The sequence below is a fragment of the Pseudomonas sp. ATCC 13867 genome, from assembly GCF_000349845.1.
Lineage (GTDB): Bacteria > Pseudomonadota > Gammaproteobacteria > Pseudomonadales > Pseudomonadaceae > Pseudomonas.
In genome coordinates this window covers 887,887-910,341 of record NC_020829.1, presented here as the reverse complement: position 1 = coordinate 910,341, position 22,455 = coordinate 887,887, and the positions used below count along the sequence as shown (strand labels likewise).

Sequence of the window (22,455 nt, the reverse complement as noted above, 5' to 3'; positions counted from 1 at the left end):
TCGGACCTTCCTTCCGCGCCGGCGTTCAGATCCTGATGTCGCGCTCCCTCGCGAGGTTCACCAGGTTTTCCAGGGCGCGCTCGAACTCGAAACGCCTGACGTTCGTCGCGATGCCCTCGTACCCCTCATTGAAGACGCTGCGCAGCAGGCTTGCACGCTCGCCCAGCAGACGCCCCGCACGCGGGTCGTCGGCGGCCAGCAGTTGCGCCAGGCGCCGGCAGACACGCTCGATCTCCACCCTGTCGCCGCTCGGCTCCGGCAGGGGCGCCGCTTCCGCCGCCGGTAGCGCGGGCAGCGGAGGCGCGGCATGGCTGATGCTGTCCAGGTTCACCTCCAGCGCATCGTCCACCCGCCCCATCGGCAGGCGGCACCAGAACAGGCTGCCCTGCCCCGCTTCGCTTTCCACACCGACGCTGCCGCCCATCGCCTCGGCCAGGTGCTTGCAGATCGCCAGCCCCAGCCCCGAGCCGCCGTAGCGTCGGGTAATCGAGCTGTCAGCCTGGCGGAACGACTCGAACAGGCGGTCCTGCTGCGTCGCGGAGATGCCGATGCCGGTATCGCGCAGACCGAAGTACAGCTGCAGGCTGTCCTCGTCTTCGTGCTCCAGGTCGACGATCAGCTCCAGCTCGCCGCGCTCGGTGAACTTCAGCGCGTTGTTGGCGTAGTTCATCAGGATCTGCCGCAGGCGCAGCGAGTCGCCGACCACCTGGGCCGGCACCCTCGGGTCGATCTGGCAACGCACCGCCAGTCCCTTGCCCGCCGCGCGGATGCTGAGCAGGTCGAACAGCTCGCCGAGCAGGCGTTCGAGGTCGAATGCGATGCGCTCGAACTCCAGCCTGCCGGCCTCCACCCGCGACAGGTCGAGGATGTCGCTGATCAGCTCCAGCAGGTACTGGCCCGAACCCTGGATCTTGCCCAGGTAGTCCAGTTGCTGCTGATCCAGGGTGGTTTCCTGCAACAGGTGGGCAAGGCCGATGATGATATTCATCGGCGTGCGGATTTCGTGACTCATGTTGGCGAGGAAGTCGCTCTTGAGCTGCGCGGCTTCCTCGGCGAGATCGCGGGCCTGGGCCAGCGCGACCTCGGTGGACTTGCGCGCAGTGACGTCGCGGCTCACGCCGACCAGTCCCAGCAGGCGTCCGCGGTCGTCATGGAAGGCGCTGCGCAGGGTATCGAACAGTACCTGGCGACCATCCGGATAGATCACCCAGCCCTCGCTGGCGTACGGCTCGCTGCCGGTCAGCGCCTGCTGGTCGCGCTCGTGCCGGCCGGCGCCGGCGGCGCGGCTGAACAGCTGGCGGTCGCTACGCCCGACGATCTCCTCCGGGAGCCGCCCCAGGCAGTCGGCGAACGCCTGGTTGACCCCCAGGTAGCGACCCTGGGTGTCCTTGAACCAGATCGGGTCGGGAATGGCGTTGATCAGCGCCAGCAGAGTACTGCGCTGGCGGCGCTCCTCGGCTTCGGCGCGGGCGCGCTCGGCGACCTGGATGGACAGCCGCCGGTTCCACACCAGCACGAAGGCCAGCAGGGCGAGCACACCCACCACCCAGGGCCAGGCGATCTGCAGCAGGTGCATCCAGTCGAACACGTCCAGCGACGGCAGCCAGCGCGCCTGGATGTCCTCCTGCTCGCCGCGGCTGATGTCACCCAGGGCGCGGTCGAGCAGCGGCACCAGCGGCTCCAGCGCCTTGCGCACGGCGAAACGCACCTGGCTGTTGCCCAGGCCGCTGTCGCCGCGGACTTCCAGGTTGCTCAGGCTCAGTTGCTCGATCAGGTAGCTGGAGGTGATCAGGTTGCCGACATAGGCATCGGCCCTGCCGATGGACACCGCCTTCAGGGCGCCGGCCGAATCCTCGCTGACCACGAAGACCACGCCGGGCACGGCCTTCGCCAGCAACTCCTGCACGGCATAGCCCTGCTCCACCGCCACCCGCCGCCCGGACAGGTCGTCGAGCGTGCGGATGGTACTGTCGCGCCGGGCGAAGATCAGGCTGCTGGTCAACAGGTACGGCTGGCTGAAGCTGAGGAAGCGCTTGCGCTCGTCGGTCATCGCCACCGACGGCACCAGGTCCACCTCGCCGGCGTGCACGGCGGCGAGCACGTCGTCCCAGGTGTTGTAGATCACCGGCCGGACCTGCATGCCCAACCGTTCGGAAATCAGTTGCAGGTAGTCGGCGCTGATACCGTGGAACTGGTCGAACTCGTCGATCACCTCGAACGGCGGCCAGCCGGCGCGGAACAGCCCGACGCGGATCGGTTCGTGGGCGCTGATGACGGCCCGCTCCTGATCGGTCAACGCAAGGCTCGCCGCGTGCGCCGGGACATACAGCAGGGCGAGCAGCAGGTAACAGAAGCAGAATCGAAGCAAGGCAACGCTCTCTGAAGTCGGACATCGGCAAGCGTAGTCCGCAGTTTGAAAACGCGATGCGGATTGCCCGCCCGCAGCGTCGGACAGACAATTCCCCCATCGCCCCATTCCGTGGAGACACACCATGATGAGCATCGAGCTGAACCCTGAGCGCTGCTGGCAGGCAGTCTGCGAGCGGGACGCGCGCTTCGAGGGGCGTTTCGTCTTCAGCGTGCGCTCCACCGGTGTCTACTGCCGCCCCAATTGCCCGGCCCGCCGCCCCTCGCGCGGCAACGTGGCCTTCCACGAAAACCCGGCCGCCGCCGAGGCCGCGGGGTTCCGCCCGTGCAAGCGCTGTTCGCCGCAAGGCCCGAGCCCCCGCGAGCAGTTGGACACGCTGGTCGCCGCGGCCTGCGACCTGCTCGACCGGGCGGAAAAACCGCTGACCCTGGACGAACTGGCCAGCCGCATCGGCCTCTCCGCCTCGCACCTGGCTCGCGCCTTCAAGGCCCGAACCGGTCTGACGCCGCGCGCCTGGGCCGAATCACGTCGGGAACAACGCCTGGCCGCCGCCCTGCCGCAAGCGCGCTCCGTGCTGGATGCCGCCCTGGAAGCCGGTTACTCCGGCACCCGCGCCCTCTACGAGAACGCCACCCCGCTGAGCCCGGCGCAGCGCCGGCAGAAGGGCGCCGGCGAACGCCTGCGCTATGTCATCGCGCCCTGCCCGCTGGGGCGGATGCTGCTGGCGGCCACCGACAAGGGGGTCTGCGCGTTGCTGTTCGCCGATGACGCCGGCGAGCTGGAGGAACAGTTGGCCGAGCGTTTCGGCGCCGCCGAGCGCGTGCGCGACGACGCGGGCCTGGGCGACTGGTTGAATCAGGTGCTGGCGCAACTGGCGGAGCCCGAGCAGGCCGCCCACTTGCCGCTGGACTTGCACGGCAGCGCCTTCCAGTTGCGCGTCTGGCGCGCCCTCACGCGCATCCCCAGCGGCGAGACACGGCGCTACGGCGAGCTGGCCGCGCAGCTCGACAGCCATCCGCGCGCCATCGCCCGCGCCTGCGCCAGCAACAGCATCGGCCTGCTGGTGCCCTGCCACCGGGTGGTCGGCAGTACGGGCGAAGGCGGCTACCGCTGGGGCCTGCCGCGCAAGCGGGAACTGCTGCGCCGCGAGGGAGCCGCCGGTCAGCCCAGCGACAACGAATGAGACCGGCCACGCATGGACCGGCGACCGGCGTGCTAAGGTGCCCGCCACTCCCCTGTGCTGCGGCGCACCATGAACCTCTGGCCCCTGATCACCCGGCTCGGCGATAGCGCGCTGCTGCTGCCCGCGGCAGCCTTCCTCTTCGCCTGGCTGCTGTACCGCGGCGAAGCGGCCAAGGCCGTGCTCTGGCTGGCGGTGTTCGGCCTGGCATGCGCCCTGGTGGTGTTCTCCAAGCTAGCGTTCATGGGCTGGGGCATCGGTATTCCAGCCTGGAACTTCACCGGTATTTCCGGCCATAGCATGATGGCCGGCTGCCTGTTGCCCGCTCTCGCCGCCCAACTCTGCGGCACTCGCCCCCGGGCGCTGGCCGCCGCCGGGCTGGCCGGGGGGCTGGCGGTACTGGTCGGCCTCTCGCGGCTGGCGATCGGCGTGCACTCCCCGGCGGAGGTCTACGCCGGCCTTGCCTTGGGGCTGGGGGCCAGCGCGGTCTTCCTCGGCGCGACCCGCCTGCGCCTGCCGGCCTTCACTCCAGCGGTACTGGCGCTGGTCCTGGCCCTCGGCGCCGCGCAGGGCCTCACTGGCGTGCGCGCGCCCACTCATCACCTGCTGGAACGCCTGGCCGCGCACCTGGCCGACCGCGAACTGCCGTTTCAGCGCGGACAATGGGCCGACCAGCCGGACGTCTGACATTACCTCGTTCGGATTTCCGAACGACAATTCGGAAAATTTTCGGATAACCGAACATCGTCCAGCTTCAGGCGCACCGGAAAAATACAAAATATCGTTTTAATTCAATAAGTTAAAAACAATACTAGAAGTTGGCACAGAGCCTGCTCCTTTTCACCCCGAGCATGCGGCATGGCTACCCTCGCCGGTCGCAGGACTGAATAACAAACACAACCAGTCGAGGTAGATTCCATGCGTTTCGCACCCCGTGCGTTGGGCGCCGCCATTGTCGCAGCCCTGCTCGCCACTCCCGTCGTCGCCGAAGAGCTCACCGGTACCCTGAAGAAGATCAAGGACTCCGGCACCGTCGTCCTCGGCCACCGTGACGCCTCCATCCCCTTCTCCTACCTCGCCACCAATCCGCGCCAGCCGGTGGGCTACTCCCACGACCTGCAACTGAAGGTCGTCGATGCCCTGAAGAAAGAGCTGAACCTGCCCGACCTGAAGGTGCGCTACAACCTGGTCACCTCCCAGACCCGCATTCCGCTGGTGCAGAACGGCACCGTGGACATCGAGTGCGGCTCCACCACCAACAACCTGGAGCGCCAGAAGCAGGTCGACTTCTCCGTCGGCATCTTCGAAGTGGGCACCCGCCTGCTGACCAAGACCACCTCGGGCATCAACGACTTCTCCGACCTGAACGGCAAGAACGTGGTGACCACCGCCGGCACCACCTCCGAACGTCTGCTCAAGCAGATGAACGCCGAGAAGAAGATGGGCATGAACATCATCTCGGCCAAGGACCACGGCGAGTCCTTCCTGATGCTCGAATCCGGCCGCGCCGTGGCCTTCATGATGGACGATGCGCTGCTCTACGGCGAAATGGCCAAGGCCAAGAAACCGGACGACTGGCACGTGGTCGGCAAGCCGCAGTCCTACGAGATCTACGCGTGCATGGTGCGCAAGGGCGACGCGCCGTTCAAGAAGGTGGTCGACAAGGCCATCTCCGATACCTTTGCCTCGGGTGAAGTGAACAAGATCTACGACAAGTGGTTCATGCAGCCGATCCCGCCGAAGAACCTGAACCTCAATTTCCCGATGAGCGATGAGCTCAAGAAGCTGATCGCCACTCCGACCGACAAGGCTGCCGAGCAGATGTAACGGTCGCGCGCGGCTGCGTTCACAAGGCGTAGCCACGCGGGGATCGGGAGCGCAAGCCATGCGCTCCCGGCCCACTACTCCTGATGACGATGCCGGAACACCCGCTACCCGCGGGTGGCGGGCGGCCTTGCGCCCGCGTCCGGTCGCGTAGCGTACTAAAGCAACCGTGCAAAGCAACCGAGGGGAAACCCGTCATGGATTACAACTGGGACTGGGGCGTGTTCTTCAAGTCCACCGGGATTGGCGACGAGCGCTACCTGGACTGGTACGTCACCGGCCTGGGCTGGACCATCGCCGTCTCGCTCGCGGCCTGGGTCATCGCGCTGACGCTCGGCTCGCTGCTGGGCGTGATGCGCACCCTGCCCAACCGCTGGCTGTCCGGCATCGCCACCGCCTACGTGGAACTGTTCCGCAACGTGCCGCTGCTGGTGCAATTGTTCATCTGGTACTTCCTGGTGCCGGACTACCTGCCGCAGCCGATCCAGGACTGGTTCAAGCTGGGGCTGGCGCCGGAAACCTCGGCCTTCATCAGCGTGGTCGTATGCCTGGGGCTATTCACCGCCGCGCGGGTCTGCGAGCAGGTGCGCACCGGCATCCAGGCGCTGCCCAAGGGCCAGCTCGCCGCCGCCAGCGCGATGGGTTTCCGCCTGCCGGCGATCTACCGCCACGTACTGCTGCCGCAGGCCTTCCGGATCATCATTCCGCCGCTCACCTCCGAGTTCCTCAACGTCTTCAAGAACTCCTCGGTGGCCTCGCTGATCGGCCTCATGGAACTGCTGGCGCAGACCAAGCAGACCGCCGAGTTCAGCGCCAACCTGTTCGAGGCCTTCACCCTGGCCACGCTGATCTACTTCACCCTGAACATGAGCCTGATGCTCGGCATGCGCTTCATCGAGAAGAAGGTCGCGGTCCCGGGCCTGATTTCCGTGGGAGGTAAATGATGGACTTCAGTCAGATCGTCCCCGCCCTCCCCGGCCTGTGGGAAGGCATGCTCAGCACCCTGCAACTGATGGTGCTGGGCGTGCTGGGCGGCGTGGTGCTGGGCACCATCCTGGCGCTGATGCGGCTGTCCAACAGCAAGCTGCTGTCGAACATCGCCGGCTTCTACGTGAACTACTTCCGTTCGATCCCGCTGCTGCTGGTGATCACCTGGTTCTACTTCGCGGTGCCCTTCATCCTGCGCTGGATCACCGGCCAGGACACCCCGGTCGGTGCGTTCACCTCGTGCCTGGTGGCCTTCATGATGTTCGAGGCGGCCTACTACTGCGAGATCGTCCGCGCCGGCATCCAGGCCATCCCGAAAGGCCAGATCGGCGCGTCCTACGCCCTGGGCATGACCTACGGCCAGGCCATGCGCCTGATCATCCTGCCCCAGGCGTTCCGCAAGATGACCCCGCTGCTGCTGCAGCAGAGCATCATCCTGTTCCAGGACACCTCGCTGGTCTACTCGGTGGGCCTGATGGACTTCCTCAACGCCGCCCGTTCCCGTGGCGACATCATCGGCCAACCCCATGAGTTCCTGATCTTCGCCGGTCTCGTCTACTTCGTCATCAGCTTCGCCGCGTCCTTCGGCGTGAAGCGCCTGCAGAAAAGGTTAACCGTATGATCTCCATCGATAACGTCAGCAAGTGGTATGGCGACTTCCAGGTGCTCACCGACTGCAACACCAAGGTGTCCAAGGGTGAAGTGGTGGTGGTCTGCGGGCCGTCCGGCTCGGGCAAGTCGACCCTGATCAAGTGCGTCAACGCGCTGGAGCCCTTCCAGAAGGGCGACATCACCGTCGACGGCACCTCCATCGCCAACCCCAAGACCGACCTGCCGAAACTGCGCTCCCGCGTCGGCATGGTGTTCCAGCACTTCGAACTGTTCCCGCACCTGACCATCACCGAGAACCTCACCATCGCCCAGCGCAAGGTGCTGGGGCGGAGCAAGGAAGAGGCGATGGACAAGGGCATGAAGCTGCTCGACCGCGTCGGCCTCAAGGAACACGCGCACAAGCACCCCGGCCAGCTCTCCGGCGGCCAGCAGCAGCGCGTGGCCATCGCCCGTGCCCTGGCGATGGACCCGATCGTGATGCTGTTCGACGAACCGACCTCGGCGCTCGACCCGGAGATGGTCAACGAGGTGCTCGACGTGATGGTCCAGCTCGCCCACGAAGGCATGACCATGATGTGCGTGACCCACGAGATGGGCTTCGCGCGCAAGGTCGCCGACCGGGTGATCTTCATGGACCGCGGGCAGATCGTCGAGGACTGCCCGAAGGAGGAGTTCTTCGGCGACCTGCAGAACCGCGCCGAGCGTACCCAGCAGTTCCTCGCCAAGATCCTGCCCCACTGATCCACCGAAGCCTCCGGTCTTCCGGGCGCCTCACCTCACCGCAAACACAAGAATAAATAAGGAAGCTCCATGCGCGTGTTCCACTTCAGCAAGCTGCCCCTGGGCGTCGCGATCCTCGCCGCCAGTTCCTCGGTGTTCGCCGCCAGCCTCGACGGCGGCGCGGTCGCAGCACCGGACCAGTACGGCGCCAAGGTCGCCGCCGACGTCCTGAAGAAAGGCGGCAACGCCGTCGACGCCGCGGTCGCTACCGCCTTCACCCTCGCGGTCACCTACCCCGAAGCCGGCAACATCGGCGGCGGTGGCTTCATGACCCTGTACGTCGACGGCAAGCCCTACTTCCTCGACTACCGCGAGATCGCCCCCAAGGCCGCGACCAAGACCATGTACCTGAACGACAAGGGCGAGGTGATCGAGAACCTCAGCCTGGTGGGCACCAAGGCCGCCGGCGTGCCCGGCACCGTGATGGGCCTGTGGGAAGCGCACAAGCGCTTCGGCAAGCTGAAGTGGAGCGAACTGCTGACCCCGGCCATCGGCTACGCCAGGACCGGCTTCAAGGTCGCCGACCAGCAGTACCAGTACCGCCAGGACGCCATCGCGCTGTTCAACGGCAAGACCAACTTCGGCGACTACTTCGGCACCCTGTCGCCGGGCGAAACCTTCAAGCAGCCGGAGCTGGCCAAGACCCTGGAGCGCATCGCCGACAAGGGGCCGGACGACTTCTACAAGGGCGAGACCGCCAAGCTGCTGGTCGCGCAGATGAAGCACGACGGCGGCCTGATCACCCAGGAAGACCTCTCCGGCTACGAGGCCAAGTGGCGCGAACCGATGCGCATCGACTGGCAGGGCAACACCCTGTACACCGCACCGCTGCCGAGCTCAGGCGGCATCGCCCTGGCCCAGCTGATCGGCATCAAGGAACAGCGCGCCGCCGACTTCAAGGGCGTGGAGCTGAACTCCGCCAAGTACATCCACCTGCTCGCGGAAATCGAGAAGCGCGTGTTCGCCGACCGCGCCGACTACCTGGGCGACCCGGACTTCTCCAAGGTGCCCGAGGCCCAACTGACCGCCCCGGCCTACATCGCCAAGCGCGCCACCGAGGTCAACCCGAACGCCATCTCGCCCACCGAGAAGGTCCGTCCGGGCCTGGAGCCGCACCAGACCACGCACTTCTCCATCGTCGACAAGGACGGCAACGCCGTCAGCAACACCTACACCCTCAACTGGGACTTCGGCAGCGGCGTGGTGGTCAAGGGCGCCGGCTTCCTGCTCAACGACGAGATGGACGACTTCAGCGCCAAGCCGGGCGTGGCCAACGCCTTCGGTGTGGTCGGCAGCGACGCCAACGCCATCGAGCCGGGCAAGCGCATGCTCTCCTCCATGAGCCCGAGCATCGTCACCCGCGACGGCCAGGTCAGCCTGGTGCTGGGCACCCCCGGCGGCTCGCGGATCTTCACCTCGATCTTCCAGGTGCTGAACAACGTCTACGACTTCCACCTGCCCCTGGAAAAGGCCGTGGCCGCGCAACGCGTGCATCACCAACTGCTGCCCAAGGACACTATCTACTACGACGCCTACGCACCGCTCACCGGCAAGGTCGCCGACGAGCTCAAAGGCATGGGTTACACCCTGGAAGACCAGGGCTGGAACATGGGTGACATCCAGGCCATCCGTGTGAACGGCAAGGCCCTGGAAACCGCCTCCGATCCGCGTGGCCGCGGCGTCGGACTGGTGGTTGCCCAGTAACTCGCGCGAGGCGCACCGTGTGGTACCCGAGCCAGTCCATCGCCGCCCCCCGGCGTCGGGCTGGTTCGGTCCCGGCGACTGTGCTGCAATGCGCGTCCAGCCCATTGCCATCATCGCTTACCGTGAAGCCACGCCTGCTGCGCAACTTCCTGTTGCCTATCCTGCTGCTCCTGCTCACCCTGGGCTTCGGCTATGGCGGCTACCTGATCAGCGACGGCGCCGGCACCCGCGCCCTGATCGGCAGCGGCGAACGCCAGCTCGAACTGCACGCCCGCGGCGTGGAGAGCGAGATGAGCCGCTACACCTACCTGCCCAGCGTGCTGGAGCTGGAAAAGAACGTCACGCGCCTGCTGCTCGATCCCTCCCCCTACAACCGCAACCTGGTCAATGCCTACCTCGAAGGCTTGAACCGCCGCGCCGGCAGCCGTGCCATCTACCTGCTGGACACCTCCGGACGAGTGCTGGCCACCAGCAACTGGCAGAACGTGGAAAGCTACCAGGGCGAGGACCAGTCGTTCCGCGCCTACTTCCAGGACGCAATGGCCGGCCGCCCCGGACGCTTCTACGGCATGGACAGCACCTCCGGCGAGCCGGGCTACTACCTGGCCCACGGCCTGGTCAGCGGCGACAGGATCATCGGCGTGGCGGTGGTCAAGGTGAAGATGGAGGCGCTCGAAGAGCGCTGGGAAAAAGCCCGCCTGCAAGCCTTCGTCAGCGACGAGAACGGCATCATCATCCTCTCCAGCGATCCCGCCCTGCGCCTGAAGGCGGTACGCCCGCTGAGCGCCGACGACAAGGAGCGCCTGGCGCGCAGCCTGCAGTACTACTGGTGGGCGCTCAACGAATGGCAGCCGCTGGCCCGCCGTCCCCTGGGCGAGGGCGTGGAAGAAATCAGCTTCCCGCCGCAATCGCCCGAAGCCGACGGCCACAACCCCGTCAGCTACCTGATGCAGACCCGCCGGCTGAAGGACACCTCGTGGAACTTCACCCTGCTCAGCCCGCTCCACGACGTACGCCGCGAAGCCATGATCCACGGCATGCTCGCCGCCCTGGGCTTCGCCCTGCTGGCCTTCCTGCTGATCGCCTGGAACGAGCGGCGCAAGGTCATCGCCACCCGCCTCGCCGCCCGTGAGGCGCTGGAGCAGGCCAACAACGCCCTGGAGCGGCGCATCGCCGAGCGCACCAGCGATCTGCGCGCCAGCAACCAGCACCTGCGTGAACAGATCCGCGAACGCCGCCAGGCCGAAGACACCCTGCGCAAGGCCCAGGACCGCCTGGTGCAGGCCGGCAAGCTGGCGGTGATCGGGCAGATGTCCACCAGCATCGCCCACGAGCTCAACCAGCCGCTGGCGGCATTGCGCACCCTTTCGGGCAACACCGTGCGCTTCCTGGCGCGCGGCAAGCTGGACATCGCCAGCAGCAACCTGGTCGCCATCAACGAAATGGTTGACCGCATGGGCCGCATCACCGCCAGCCTGCGCGCCTTCGCCCGGCGCGCCGACGACCACGGCCAGGCCAGCCTGGGCAAGGCGGTGGATGCCGCGGTGATGGTCCTGCAGGTGCGCCTCAAGCAGGTGCCGGTGAGCCTGCACCGCGACTTCCCCGACGCCCGCCTGGCTATCGACCAGACCCGCCTGGAGCAGATCCTGGTCAACCTGGTCGCCAACGCGCTGGACGCCATGAGCCCGCAGGACGACCGCCAGCTCTGGCTGGAAGGCCGCATCGAGGGCGACGACCACTACCGCCTGGTGGTCCGCGACAACGGCCCCGGCATACCGCAGGACGCGCGAGCGCACCTGTTCGAACCCTTCTTCACCACCAAGCCCGGCGAACTCGGCCTGGGCCTGGGCCTGACCCTTTCGGCCAGCCTCGCCACCGCCGCCGGCGGCAGCCTGAGCGTGGCCTACCCGGAGGCCGGCGGCACCGCCTTCGAGCTCTACCTGCCGCTGCTGCCTGCCCTGGAGAACCCTGCATGAGCGAAGAATCCCTGCGCGTCCTGGTCGTCGAGGATGACCCGCACGTATTGCTCGGCTGCCAACAGGCGCTGGCCCTGGAAGACATCGACAGCGATGGCGTCGGCAGCGCCGAGGAAGCGCTGAAAAAGGTTGGCGTAGACTTCCCCGGCATCGTCGTCAGCGACATCCGCATGCCCGGCATGGACGGCCTGCAACTGCTGGAACGGCTCAAGGCGCTGGACCCCAGCCTGCCGGTGGTGCTGATCACCGGACACGGCGACATCGCGATGGCGGTCAAGGCCATGCGCGACGGCGCCTACGACTTCATGGAGAAACCCTTCTCCCCCGAGCGCCTGGTCGACACCGCGCGCCGGGCGCTGGCCCAGCGTGCGCTGACCCGTGAAGTCAGCCAGCTGCGCCGCCAGCTCGCCGGCCGCCAGGCCCTGGAAAGCCGGCTGATCGGCCGCTCGCCGGCCATGCAGGCGCTGCGCGAGCTGATCGCCAACGTCGCCGATACCTCGGCCAATGTACTCATCGAAGGCGAAACCGGCACCGGCAAGGAGCTGGTCGCCCGTTGCCTGCACGACTCCAGCCGGCGCCAAGCCAAGCCCTTCGTCGCACTCAACTGCGGCGGCCTGCCGGAAAGCCTGATCGACAGCGAGATCTTCGGCCACGAGGCCCACGCCTTCACCGGCGCCGGCAAGCGGCGGATCGGCAAGATCGAGCACGCCAACGGTGGCAGCCTGTTCCTCGACGAGATCGAGAGCATGCCGCTGAACCTGCAGATCAAGCTGCTGCGCGTGCTGCAGGAACAGCAGCTGGAACGCCTGGGTTCCAACGAACTGATCCGCGTGGATTGCCGGGTGATCGCCGCGACCAAATCCGACCTCGCCGCCATGGGCCGCGACGGCAGCTTCCGCAGCGATCTCTACTACCGCCTCAACGTCGTCACCCTCAACCTGCCGCCGCTGCGCGAACGGCGCGAAGACATCCTGATGCTCTTCGAACACTTCCTGCAGCAGTCCTCGCTGCGCTTCGACCGCGCAGCGCCCACCATCGACAACGCCACCGCCGCCACCCTGATGGCCCACGACTGGCCGGGCAACGTGCGCGAACTGCGCAACGTCGCCGAACGCTTCGCCCTCGGCCTGCCGGTGCTGGCCGGCGGAAACCTCGGCCCGGACGCGGGCGAACCGCGCTTCGCCGAAGCCGTGGAGGCCTTCGAGAAGAGCCTGCTGTCCACCGCCCTGGAGCGCCACGCCGGCAACCTCAGCCAGGCGGCGCACGCCCTGGGCATGGCCAAGACCACGCTGTTCGACAAGGTGAAGAAGTACGGCCTGAAGGGCGAGTGAACGACGCAATCGGCTCTTCGTAGGAGCGAGCTTGCCCGCGAACCCGCCCTATATCGTGATCCCCGGCGAAAAGCGTTCGCGAGCAAGCTCGCTCCTACAATCGAAAAGCCACGCGGCGGAGCGCCCCATTGATCTGAAGTGAAGTGTCCCGGACACTATCGCCCTTTCCACCGGCCGCACGAGCGGGAGCCCCCATGTCCACCCAAGCCGAAACCCTCTGGAACCAGCTCTGTGCCGACGCCGGCGTCGACCCGCAGCAGCGCATGGCCGCTCGCCGCGCCATCCTCGCCAGTACCGAGGCGCTGGACGCCAACGTCTACCGCCCGGACGACAACGACCCGGACGCCGAAGAACTCGACATGGGCGACGCCAAGGTCCTCTTCCTCGGTCCCTTCGAAGCCCCCGTCGAGTGGGACGCCGCCGAGCGCGAAGAGTTCTTCGACGACGCCGACCCGGCGCTGTTCTTCAACGCCCGCCTGGAGGCCGAAGCCGAGCCGGGCACGCCGGCCTTCTTCGTTCCGGAAGTGGGCGATTTCCTGGCCGTCATGGATGCCGGCAAGATCCAGATGTACTTCCTCCACGACTGGCGCGAAGACAACGACGGCTGCACCTGCGTACTGATCCGCGACGATATCCAGCTCTGATCAGCGCGCCTTCTTGGGAGCGGCCTCCGGCTGCACTGGCCATCGTGCCGTGCGGTTCGCGAGCAAGCTCACTCCTACAGGCCAACTCTGCACGACGGTGCTCTTCGTAGGAGCGAGCTTGCTCGCGAACCTGCCCCGGAAGGCTGACTCCGTCATTCCCCGTCACGTACGCGCGATCGCACGACCCTACAGGCTGCGCCGCACGCTCCCCGGCGAAACACCGATACAGCGCTTGAACGCCCGGCTGAACGCAGCCTCGGACTGGTAGCCCAGACGCTCGGCCAATTCCGCCACGGCGATCTCGCGCTCCTGCAGCCAGCCCAGCGCCACATGCATGCGCCAGCGGGTGACGTAGTGCATGGCCGGCATGCCGACCTGCTCGGCGAAACGCGCGGCGAAGGCCGAGCGGGACATGGCCGCCGCTTCGGCCAGCGCCACCAGGCTCCAGTCCCGCGCCGGCTCTCGGTGGATCAGGCTCAGCGCACGGCCGAGCTGGCGATCCTGCAATGCGCCAAGCCAGCCGATCTGCGCCGCCGGGTCCTGCTCGATCCAGACGCGGATGGCCTGGATCACCAGGATGTCGGCCAGCCGGGTGATCACCGTCTCTCCGCCCGGCCGCATCGCCCGCGCCTCGTCCTCCATCAGCCGCAGCGTGCTCAGCAGCCAGTCGCGCTGCCCGGGATCGCTGATCCGCGCCTCCAGCACACGCGGCAGCAAACGCACCAGTTGCAGCGCGGCGGGATGGTCGAAACGCACCGCGCCGCAGATCATCGCCGTCGGCTCGCCCCCGCCGCCCTGGCGCAGCACTTCGTAGCGGTCGCTGGCGTAGGCGCGTGGCAGGCCGAACAGCCCCGCCGCTGCTTCGCCCGGGGCGCTGACCAAGCGGTGCCCTTCGCCGTGGGGCACCAGCAGCAGATCGCCGGGCGCCAACCGGCGCGGCGCCTCACCGTCCGCCTCCAGCCAGCACTCGCCCACGGTCAGCACGTGGAACATCAGGCACTGCGGCATGGCCGGCAGCTCCAGGCCCCAGGGCGCGGTAAATTCCGAGCGGCAGTAGAAGGTCCCGCTCATACGCAGGAAATGCAGGGCCTCGCCCAGGGGATCGATGGAGGCCCAGGCATCGGTCGGCTCGGCAAAAGCGGGCGACGGTTTCATGGAGTCGAGACTGGCCCGCCGCGCCGCCAACGTCCAACACCTCTGGACGAATGAGCATGAAATAGCGACTCCCAGGCATTAACCGTCCGGCCCTTCCGCGTGAGACTGGCCCTAAGCCAACGAACCCACGGCGGGCGCCGCGGGACAGGCCCACCACGAGGACATCGCCATGATCACCGTAATGGGCGCCACCGGTCGCACCGGTTCAAGAATCTGCCAGACCCTGCTCAATGCCGGCGTGCCGGTCCGCGCCCTCGGGCGCAATGCCGAACGCCTGGCGCCACTGGCCGAAGCCGGCGCGCAGATCGCCATCGGCGAGCCGGACGACGCCGACTTCCTCGGCAAGGCCTTCCAGGGCGCCGAGGCGGTCTACACGCTGCTCGCCTACGGGCCGGACACCGAGGATTACCGCAACCGGCAGGCCGCCCAGGGCGAGGCCATCCTGCACGCCATCCGCAGCAGCGGCGTGCGCCGTGTGGTGTTCCTCAGCAGCGTCGGGGCGGATCTGTCGTCCGGCAGCGGGCCGATCATCAGCATGCACGACCAGGAACAGCGCCTGCGCACGCTGCCGGCGGAGGTGAACGTACTGATGCTGCGTTCCGGCGCGCTGTTCGAGAACCTCTACGGCGCGCTGGAAATCGTCCGCGCCTGCGGCTGCTACAGCGACGCGGTGGCGCCGGACGTGCCGGTCCCCATGATTGCCACCGCCGACGTAGCCGATGCCGCCAGCCGCGCCCTGCTCGAACGGGACTGGCAGGGCGTGGCGACTCGCGAACTGCTCGGCCAGCGCGACCTCGGCTACGCCGAAGCCACCCGCCTGCTCGGCGCCGCCATCGGCAAACCGCAGTTGCCCTATGTCCAGGTGTCGCCGGAGGAACTGGCCACGGCCCTGCAGGAGGCCGGTTGCTCCGCCAGCGTGGCGGGCTGCTACGCGGAACTGGCCGAGGCGATCAACAGCGGGCGAGTGCGTGCGCGGGAGGCTCGCTCGCCGGCCAATACCACGACGACACCGTTCGAAGCCTTCGCCAAGGACTGGGCGGCCGCTTTTGCAGCATTGCCGTAGGGCGAGCACCCCAGATGAACATAATTTCCTACAAATTTATCGGAGGTCCCCGATGAATTTGGTCCAGATCCGCTGTCTAGAGTAGGTACCCCATTTTTCCCACCGGACCATCCGCCATGCATCACGATCCCGATAGCCTCTGGGTCGAAGTGGAGACCTGGTCTCCCTACCGCCCGCAACGCATCCTTCACGGCCGCATCAGCCGGGAAGACTTCCTGGCCCTGCACGAAGGCCATGCGCCCGTCATGGTGCGCCTGGACGACTGCCAGAACGGCGAAGCGCCCAGCGGCGCGGTACAGGACCTGTTCCTCGCCAGTTCGCACATCCTCAGCGTCACCCCGCTGCATCGCGCCGCCTGAGAGCCTGTTCACGATCTCCCGAACCAGGACAGAACAAGGCACAGCGAACAACGGGAGTAGCGAGCGCCAGCGAGTCAAACAGGCTCCGAGCCAGCTCAGTCGGCCACGCCGCGGTAGACATAGGTCATCGGCCGGGGGCCCGGCAGGTAGTCCTGGACCAGCTCGCGCAGCGTGAAGCCGCCGGCCTGGAGCAGCGCCGGCATGTCGCGGTCGAGGTGACAGCCGCCGGCCAGCGGCTTCCACACCGGCGTCAGCCGGTGCTGCCAGGCGCGCACGCTGGCGTCCGGCGCCAGGCCGTGTTCGCAGAAAAAAAGCTCGCCGCCCGGCTTGAGCACCCGGCGCATTTCCTTCAGCGCCGCCAGCGCATCGGGGATGCTGCACAGGGTGAAGGTACAGACGATGCTGTCGAAACTGCCGGCCTCGGCGCGGATCTCGCCCAGCTCCAGCGCCACCATCTCCACCGGGATGCCGATGCGCGCGGCGCGCTCGCGGGCCAGCTTCTGCATCTGCGCCGCCGGATCGACGCCGACGATTGTCGACACTTTCGCCGGATCGTAGAACGACAGGTTCAGCCCGGTACCCAGGCCGATCTCCAGCACCCGGCCGTGGGCGCGGGGCACCAGCAGCGAGCGCTGCTTCATCACATCGCCCATGCCGCAGGCGAAATCGATCAGCCGGGGCAGGATATAGCGGTCGTAGAGTTCCATGCGCAGTCTCCGTTTTTCCGCCGATCCTAGCGGGCCTGGGCGGCGCCGGCACAGGTCCTGACGAGGGGATATCCGCCATTCTCGCGGACAACGCCTCCGGCTGACCGGCCCGGCCGGGCATAAACCCAGGGGCTTGTTAGACGATTGTCGACAATTCATCAGTTCTTCATTGACCAAGGCGCCCTGGAGGGGTAGCTTTCGCCGCACATCAAGAAGATTGTCGACACCATGAACGATAGCCTGCCCCTGCCAAGCCTTGTTGCGGACGACAGCGAAACTCTGTCGGAACACGTGTTCCGCAAGATCCAGTCGGCCATCGTCAAAGGCGAGATCGCCCCCGGCAGCAAGATTTCCGAGCCGGAACTGGCGCGCACCTACGGCATCAGCCGCGGCCCGCTGCGCGAGGCGATCCACCGCCTGGAAGGCCAGAAACTGCTGGTGCGCGTGCCGCACGTCGGCGCGCGGGTGGTGTCGCTGAGCCACGAAGAGCTGCTGGAGCTCTACGAGATCCGCGAGTCCCTCGAAGGCATGGCCTGCCGCCTCGCCGCCGAGCGCATGAGCCAGGCCGAGATCGACGAGCTGCGCCGGGTGCTCGACACCCACGAGCGCGACGAGGCGTTCCAGGCCGGCCGCGGCTACTACCAGCAGGAAGGCGACTACGACTTCCACTATCGGATCATCCAGGGCAGCGGCAACCGCACCCTCACCCGCATGCTCTGCGGCGAGCTGTACCAGCTGGTGCGCATGTACCGTCTGCAGTTCTCGGCGACGCCCAACCGGCCGCGCCAGGCCTTCGCCGAGCACCACCGGATTCTCGATGCCATCGCCGACCGTGACGGCGAACTGGCCGAGTTGCTGATGCGCCGTCACATCGGCGCCTCGAAACGCAATGTGGAGCGTCACTACCTGGACGCCCACCAACAAACGAGGTGAACAATGAGCTACAAGACCGCCGGTCAACGTTTCCGTGAAGCCCTTGCCGAAGAAAAGCCGCTGCAGGTGATCGGCGCGATCAACGCCAACCACGCGCTGCTGGCCAAGCGCGCCGGCTTCAAGGCCATCTACCTCTCCGGTGGCGGCGTGGCGGCGGGCTCCCTCGGCCTGCCGGACCTGGGCATCAATACCCTGGACGACGTGCTCACCGACGTGCGCCGCATCACCGACGTCTGCGACCTGCCGCTGCTGGTGGACATCGACACCGGCTTCGGCCCCAGCGCCTTCAACATCGAGCGCACCGTGAAGAACCTGATCAAGGCCGGCGCCGCTGCCGCCCACATCGAGGACCAGGTTGGCGCCAAGCGCTGCGGTCACCGTCCGGGCAAGGAAATCGTCTCCGTCGAGGAAATGGCCGACCGCGTGAAAGCCGCCGCCGACGCCAAGACCGACCCGAACTTCTTCCTGATCGCCCGCACCGACGCCATCCAGGCCGAAGGCGTGGACGCCGCCATCGAACGCTGCCAGCGCTACGTCGAGGCCGGCGCCGATGCGATCTTCGCCGAAGCCGCCTACGACCTGCCGACCTACAAGCGCTTCGTCGATGCGCTGAACGTGCCGATCCTGGCCAACATCACCGAGTTCGGCGCCACCCCGCTGTTCACCCGCGACGAGCTGGCCTCGGTCGGCGTGGCCATCCAGCTGTATCCGCTGTCCGCCTTCCGCGCCGCCAACAAGGCCGCCGAAGCCGTGTACACCGCGATCCGCCAGGAAGGCCACCAGCAGAACGTGATCGAGCTGATGCAGACCCGTGCCGAGCTGTACGACCGCATCGGCTACCACGCCTTCGAGCAGAAGCTCGACGCGCTGTTCGCAGCCGGCAAGAAGTAAGCACGAGACTGAACGATGAGTAGGGCGCATAACGCCAAGGGCGTTATCCGCCAACCAGATTCGAACCGATACCCCGCCCTGTGCCGGGGGACAAGAACAAGCAACCGGATTTGATGAGGAGACACGCGATGAGCGCTACCGCAGAAACCACCACCGGCTTCAAGCCGAAGAAGTCCGTGGCCCTGAGTGGCACCGCCGCTGGCAACACCGCCCTGTGCACCGTCGGCCGTACCGGCAACGACCTGCACTACCGTGGCTATGACGTCCTGGACTTCGCCAACCGCTGCGACTTCGAGGAAATCGCCCACCTGCTGGTCCACGGCAAGCTGCCCAACGCTGCCGAACTGGCCGGCTACAAGGCCAAGCTCAAAGCCCTGCGCGGCCTGCCGGCCGGCGTCAAGGCCGCCCTGGAAACCCTGCCGCCCTCGGCCCACCCGATGGACGTGATGCGCACCGCCGTGTCCGTGCTCGGCTGCCTGTCGCCGGAGAAGGACGACCACAACCATCCGGGCGCCCGCGACATCGCCGACAAGCTGATGGCGTCCCTGGGCTCCGCGCTGCTCTACTGGTACCACTTCAGCCACAACGGCAAGCGCATCGACGTCGAGACCGACGACGACTCCATCGGCGGCCACTTCCTGCACCTGCTGCACGGCGAGAAGCCCCGCGAGTCCTGGGTGCGCGCCATGCACACCTCGCTCAACCTGTACGCCGAGCACGAGTTCAACGCCTCCACCTTCACCTCCCGCGTGATCGCCGGTACCGGTTCGGACATGTTCTCCTGCATCGCCGGCGCCATCGGCGCGCTGCGCGGCCCGAAACACGGCGGCGCCAACGAGGTGGCCTTCGAGATCCAGAAGCGCTACGACAACCCGAACGAAGCCGAGGCGGACATCCGTGCCCGCGTCGAGCGCAAGGAAGTGGTGATCGGCTTCGGCCACCCGGTCTACACCGTGTCCGACCCGCGCAACAAGGTGATCAAGGAAGTCGCTCACCAGCTGTCGAACGAGCAGTCCAACACCAAGATGTATGACATCGCCGAGCGCCTGGAAAGCGTGATGTGGGAAATCAAGAAGATGTTCCCCAACCTCGACTGGTTCAGCGCCGTCAGCTACCACATGATGGGCGTGCCGACCGCCATGTTCACCCCGCTGTTCGTGATCGCCCGTACCGCCGGCTGGTCCGCCCACGTCATCGAGCAGCGCATCGACGGCAAGATCATCCGCCCGAGCGCCAACTACGTCGGCCCGGAAGATCTGCAGTTCGTGCCGCTCAAGGACCGGGCTTAATTAGGAACAGCATGATGAACACTCAATTCCGCAAACGCCTGCCCGGCACCGCACTGGATTACTTCGACGCCCGCGAGGCCGTCGACGCGATCCAGGCCGGCGCCTGGGACAAACTCCCCTACACCTCCCGCGTGCTGGCCGAACAGCTGGTGCGCCGCTGCGATCCGCAGGACCTGACCGCCTCCCTGGAGCAGTTGGTCTACCGCAAGCGCGACCTGGACTTCCCCTGGTACCCGGCGCGCGTGGTCTGCCACGACATCCTCGGCCAGACCGCGCTGGTCGACCTGGCCGGCCTGCGTGACGCCATCGCAGAGAAAGGCGGCGACCCGTCCAAGGTCAACCCGGTGGTGCCGACCCAGTTGATCGTCGACCACTCGCTGGCCGTGGAAGCCGCGGGCTTCGACCCGGATGCCTTCGAGAAGAACCGCGCCATCGAGGACCGCCGCAACGAGGATCGCTTCCACTTCATCGACTGGACCAAGACCGCGTTCAAGAACGTCGACGTGATCCCGGCCGGCAACGGCATCATGCACCAGATCAACCTGGAGAAAATGAGCCCGGTGGTCCAGGCGCGCGGTGGCGTGGCCTTCCCCGACACCTGCGTCGGCACCGACTCGCACACCCCGCACGTGGACGCCCTGGGCGTGATCGCCATCGGCGTCGGTGGCCTCGAAGCCGAGACCGTGATGCTGGGCCACCCGTCGATGATGCGCCTGCCCGACATCGTCGGCGTCAAGCTCACCGGCAAGCGCAAGCCGGGCATCACCGCCACCGACATCGTCCTGGCGATCACCGAGTTCCTGCGCAAGGAGCGCGTGGTCGGCGCCTACGTCGAGTTCTTCGGCGAAGGGGCGGACAGCCTGACCATCGGCGACCGCGCGACCATCTCCAACATGTGCCCGGAATACGGCGCCACCGCCTCGATGTTCTACATCGACGGCCAGACCATCGACTACCTCAAGCTCACCGGCCGCGAGCCCGAGCAGGTGGCGCTGGTGGAAAACTACGCCAAGACCCTCGGCCTCTGGAGCACCGCTCTGGAAACCGCCGAGTACGAGCGCGTGCTGGAGTTCGACCTGGGCAGCGTCGTGCGCAACATGGCCGGCCCGTCCAACCCGCACCGCCGCCTGCCGACCTCGGCGCTGGCCGAGCGCGGCATCGCCGACGAAGCCAAGCTGCAAGCCGGCAAGGGTGAAGAAGCCCAGGGCCTGATGCCCGACGGCGCGGTGATCATCGCCGCCATCACCAGCTGCACCAACACTTCCAACCCGCGTAACGTCATCGCCGCCGGCCTGGTGGCGAAGAAGGCCAACGCGCTGGGCATGATCCGCAAGCCGTGGGTGAAGACCTCCTTCGCGCCGGGTTCGAAAGTCGCCAAGCTGTACCTGGAAGAAGCCGGCCTGCTGCCGGAGCTGGAGAAGCTCGGCTTCGGCATCGTCGCCTATGCCTGCACCACTTGTAACGGCATGTCCGGCGCGCTGGACCCGGTGATCCAGAAAGAGATCATCGACCGCGACCTGTACGCCACCGCCGTGCTCTCGGGCAACCGCAACTTCGACGGGCGCATCCACCCCTACGCCAAGCAGGCCTTCCTCGCCTCGCCGCCGCTGGTGGTCGCCTACGCCATCGCCGGCACCGTGCGCTTCGACATCGAGCAGGACCCGCTGGGCACCGACAAGAACGGCAACCCGGTCACCCTGAAGGACCTCTGGCCGTCCGACGAGGAGATCGACGCCATCGTCGCCGCCAGCGTCAAGCCCGAGCAGTTCAAGCAGGTCTACATCCCGATGTTCGACCTGGGCAGTGTGCAGGAAGCGGAAAGCCCGTTGTACGACTGGCGCCCGATGTCCACCTACATCCGCCGTCCGCCGTACTGGGAAGGCGCACTCGCGGGCGAGCGCACGCTGAAAGGCATGCGTCCGCTGGCAATCCTGCCGGACAACATCACCACCGATCACCTGTCGCCGTCCAACGCCATCCTGGCGGACTCGGCCGCCGGTGAGTACCTGGCGAAAATGGGCCTGCCGGAGGAGGACTTCAACTCCTACGCCACCCACCGCGGCGACCACCTGACCGCCCAGCGCGCCACCTTCGCCAACCCGCAGCTGGTCAACGAAATGGCCGTGGTCAACGGTGAGGTGAAGAAGGGTTCGCTGGCCCGCGTCGAGCCGGAAGGCAAGGTGATGCGCATGTGGGAAGCCATCGAAACCTACATGAACCGCAAGCAGAACCTGATCATCGTGGCCGGCGCCGACTACGGCCAGGGCTCGTCCCGCGACTGGGCGGCCAAGGGCGTTCGCCTGGCGGGCGTGGAAGTGATCGTGGCCGAAGGCTTCGAGCGCATCCACCGCACCAACCTGGTGGGCATGGGCGTGCTGCCGGTGGAGTTCAAGCCGGGCACCACCCGCCTGACCCTGGGCCTGGACGGCACCGAGACCTACGACATCAAGGGCGACGTCTCGCCGCGCTGCGACCTGACCCTGGTGGTCAATCGCCGCAATGGTGAAGTGGTCGAAGTTCCGGTCACCTGCCGCCTGGACACCGCCGCCGAAGTGAAGGTGTACAACGCCGGCGGCGTGCTGCAGCGCTTCGCCAAGGACTTCCTCGAGTCGTCCGTGGCGTGATGTAACCCGCGCGGGCCGGATCCACCGG

19 protein-coding genes are annotated in these 22,455 nt (G+C 67.0%); 16 read left to right on the top strand and 3 right to left on the bottom strand.

Annotated elements, in window-relative coordinates; genetic code table 11:
• Nucleotides 1–25: 25 nt before the first annotated feature.
• Nucleotides 26–2,368, bottom strand: a complete 2,343-nt coding sequence (locus H681_RS04230) for an ATP-binding protein (RefSeq protein WP_015475597.1) — start codon at nucleotides 2,366–2,368, stop codon at nucleotides 26–28.
• 124 nt (nucleotides 2,369–2,492) lie between these two features.
• Here H681_RS04230 and ada point away from each other — a divergent pair, with 124 nt between their 5' ends.
• The 10 genes from ada to H681_RS04180 all read left to right on the top strand — a co-directional run bounded on the left by ada (nucleotide 2,493) and on the right by H681_RS04180 (nucleotide 13,406).
• Nucleotides 2,493–3,551, top strand: a complete 1,059-nt coding sequence (gene ada / locus H681_RS04225) for a bifunctional DNA-binding transcriptional regulator/O6-methylguanine-DNA methyltransferase Ada (RefSeq protein ID WP_015475596.1) — start codon at nucleotides 2,493–2,495, stop codon at nucleotides 3,549–3,551.
• Nucleotides 3,552–3,620: 69 nt separating this feature from the next.
• A complete protein-coding gene (locus H681_RS04220; RefSeq protein WP_041711719.1) occupies nucleotides 3,621–4,235 on the top strand; it encodes a phosphatase PAP2 family protein in 615 nt (204 codons plus the stop codon).
• A gap of 231 nt (nucleotides 4,236–4,466) precedes the next feature.
• Nucleotides 4,467–5,375, top strand: coding sequence for a glutamate/aspartate ABC transporter substrate-binding protein (locus tag H681_RS04215; RefSeq protein WP_015475594.1), 909 nt, complete (start codon nucleotides 4,467–4,469; stop codon nucleotides 5,373–5,375).
• Nucleotides 5,376–5,569: 194 nt separating this feature from the next.
• The gene (locus H681_RS04210) at nucleotides 5,570–6,316 is read left to right on the top strand and encodes an amino acid ABC transporter permease (protein WP_015475593.1); all 747 of its coding nucleotides are present in this window, start codon (nucleotides 5,570–5,572) and stop codon (nucleotides 6,314–6,316) included.
• Nucleotides 6,313–6,981, top strand: a complete 669-nt coding sequence (locus H681_RS04205; protein ID WP_086009545.1) for an amino acid ABC transporter permease — start codon at nucleotides 6,313–6,315, stop codon at nucleotides 6,979–6,981. The genes H681_RS04210 and H681_RS04205 overlap by 4 nt, the downstream gene beginning before the upstream one ends.
• Nucleotides 6,978–7,712: an amino acid ABC transporter ATP-binding protein gene (locus H681_RS04200; protein WP_015475591.1), complete on the top strand. Its 735-nt coding sequence runs from the start codon at nucleotides 6,978–6,980 to the stop codon at nucleotides 7,710–7,712. The genes H681_RS04205 and H681_RS04200 overlap by 4 nt, the downstream gene beginning before the upstream one ends.
• A 69-nt stretch (nucleotides 7,713–7,781) precedes the next feature.
• The gene (gene ggt, locus H681_RS04195; RefSeq protein ID WP_015475590.1) at nucleotides 7,782–9,455 is read left to right on the top strand and encodes a gamma-glutamyltransferase; all 1,674 of its coding nucleotides are present in this window, start codon (nucleotides 7,782–7,784) and stop codon (nucleotides 9,453–9,455) included.
• 80 nt (nucleotides 9,456–9,535) lie between these two features.
• A complete protein-coding gene (locus tag H681_RS04190; protein WP_086009543.1) occupies nucleotides 9,536–11,431 on the top strand; it encodes a sensor histidine kinase in 1,896 nt (631 codons plus the stop codon).
• Nucleotides 11,432–11,478: 47 nt separating this feature from the next.
• Nucleotides 11,479–12,762 carry a sigma-54-dependent transcriptional regulator gene (locus H681_RS04185; protein ID WP_236620527.1) on the top strand — a complete coding sequence of 428 codons (1,284 nt, stop codon included), beginning with the start codon at nucleotides 11,479–11,481 and terminating at the stop codon, nucleotides 12,760–12,762.
• 194 nt (nucleotides 12,763–12,956) lie between these two features.
• Nucleotides 12,957–13,406 carry a hypothetical protein gene (locus H681_RS04180; RefSeq protein ID WP_015475587.1) on the top strand — a complete coding sequence of 150 codons (450 nt, stop codon included), beginning with the start codon at nucleotides 12,957–12,959 and terminating at the stop codon, nucleotides 13,404–13,406.
• A 186-nt stretch (nucleotides 13,407–13,592) separates the two neighbouring features.
• Here H681_RS04180 and H681_RS04175 read toward each other — a convergent pair whose 3' ends face one another.
• On the bottom strand, nucleotides 13,593–14,561 hold the full coding sequence (locus H681_RS04175; protein ID WP_015475586.1) for an AraC family transcriptional regulator: 969 nt from the start codon (nucleotides 14,559–14,561) through the stop codon (nucleotides 13,593–13,595).
• A gap of 169 nt (nucleotides 14,562–14,730) precedes the next feature.
• On the opposite strand from H681_RS04175, the gene H681_RS04170 reads away from it, so the two are divergent.
• Both H681_RS04170 and H681_RS04165 read left to right on the top strand, forming a co-directional pair.
• Nucleotides 14,731–15,624: an NmrA family NAD(P)-binding protein gene (locus H681_RS04170; RefSeq protein WP_015475585.1), complete on the top strand. Its 894-nt coding sequence runs from the start codon at nucleotides 14,731–14,733 to the stop codon at nucleotides 15,622–15,624.
• A gap of 116 nt (nucleotides 15,625–15,740) precedes the next feature.
• The gene (locus tag H681_RS04165) at nucleotides 15,741–15,983 is read left to right on the top strand and encodes a hypothetical protein (protein ID WP_015475584.1); all 243 of its coding nucleotides are present in this window, start codon (nucleotides 15,741–15,743) and stop codon (nucleotides 15,981–15,983) included.
• A gap of 95 nt (nucleotides 15,984–16,078) precedes the next feature.
• On the opposite strand, the gene H681_RS04160 is transcribed toward H681_RS04165, so the two are convergent.
• Complete coding sequence (locus H681_RS04160; protein WP_015475583.1) at nucleotides 16,079–16,690, bottom strand: class I SAM-dependent methyltransferase; 612 nt, start codon at nucleotides 16,688–16,690, stop codon at nucleotides 16,079–16,081.
• 228 nt (nucleotides 16,691–16,918) lie between these two features.
• Between H681_RS04160 and H681_RS04155 the strand changes: the two genes are divergently transcribed.
• The 4 genes from H681_RS04155 to acnD all read left to right on the top strand — a co-directional run bounded on the left by H681_RS04155 (nucleotide 16,919) and on the right by acnD (nucleotide 22,427).
• Nucleotides 16,919–17,623, top strand: a complete 705-nt coding sequence (locus H681_RS04155) for a GntR family transcriptional regulator (RefSeq protein WP_015475582.1) — start codon at nucleotides 16,919–16,921, stop codon at nucleotides 17,621–17,623.
• A gap of 3 nt (nucleotides 17,624–17,626) precedes the next feature.
• On the top strand, nucleotides 17,627–18,514 hold the full coding sequence (gene prpB, locus H681_RS04150) for a methylisocitrate lyase (RefSeq protein WP_015475581.1): 888 nt from the start codon (nucleotides 17,627–17,629) through the stop codon (nucleotides 18,512–18,514).
• A gap of 128 nt (nucleotides 18,515–18,642) precedes the next feature.
• Nucleotides 18,643–19,803 carry a bifunctional 2-methylcitrate synthase/citrate synthase gene (gene prpC / locus H681_RS04145; RefSeq protein ID WP_015475580.1) on the top strand — a complete coding sequence of 387 codons (1,161 nt, stop codon included), beginning with the start codon at nucleotides 18,643–18,645 and terminating at the stop codon, nucleotides 19,801–19,803.
• A 14-nt stretch (nucleotides 19,804–19,817) separates the two neighbouring features.
• The gene (acnD, locus tag H681_RS04140; protein ID WP_015475579.1) at nucleotides 19,818–22,427 is read left to right on the top strand and encodes a Fe/S-dependent 2-methylisocitrate dehydratase AcnD; all 2,610 of its coding nucleotides are present in this window, start codon (nucleotides 19,818–19,820) and stop codon (nucleotides 22,425–22,427) included.
• Nucleotides 22,428–22,455: the final 28 nt, after the last annotated feature.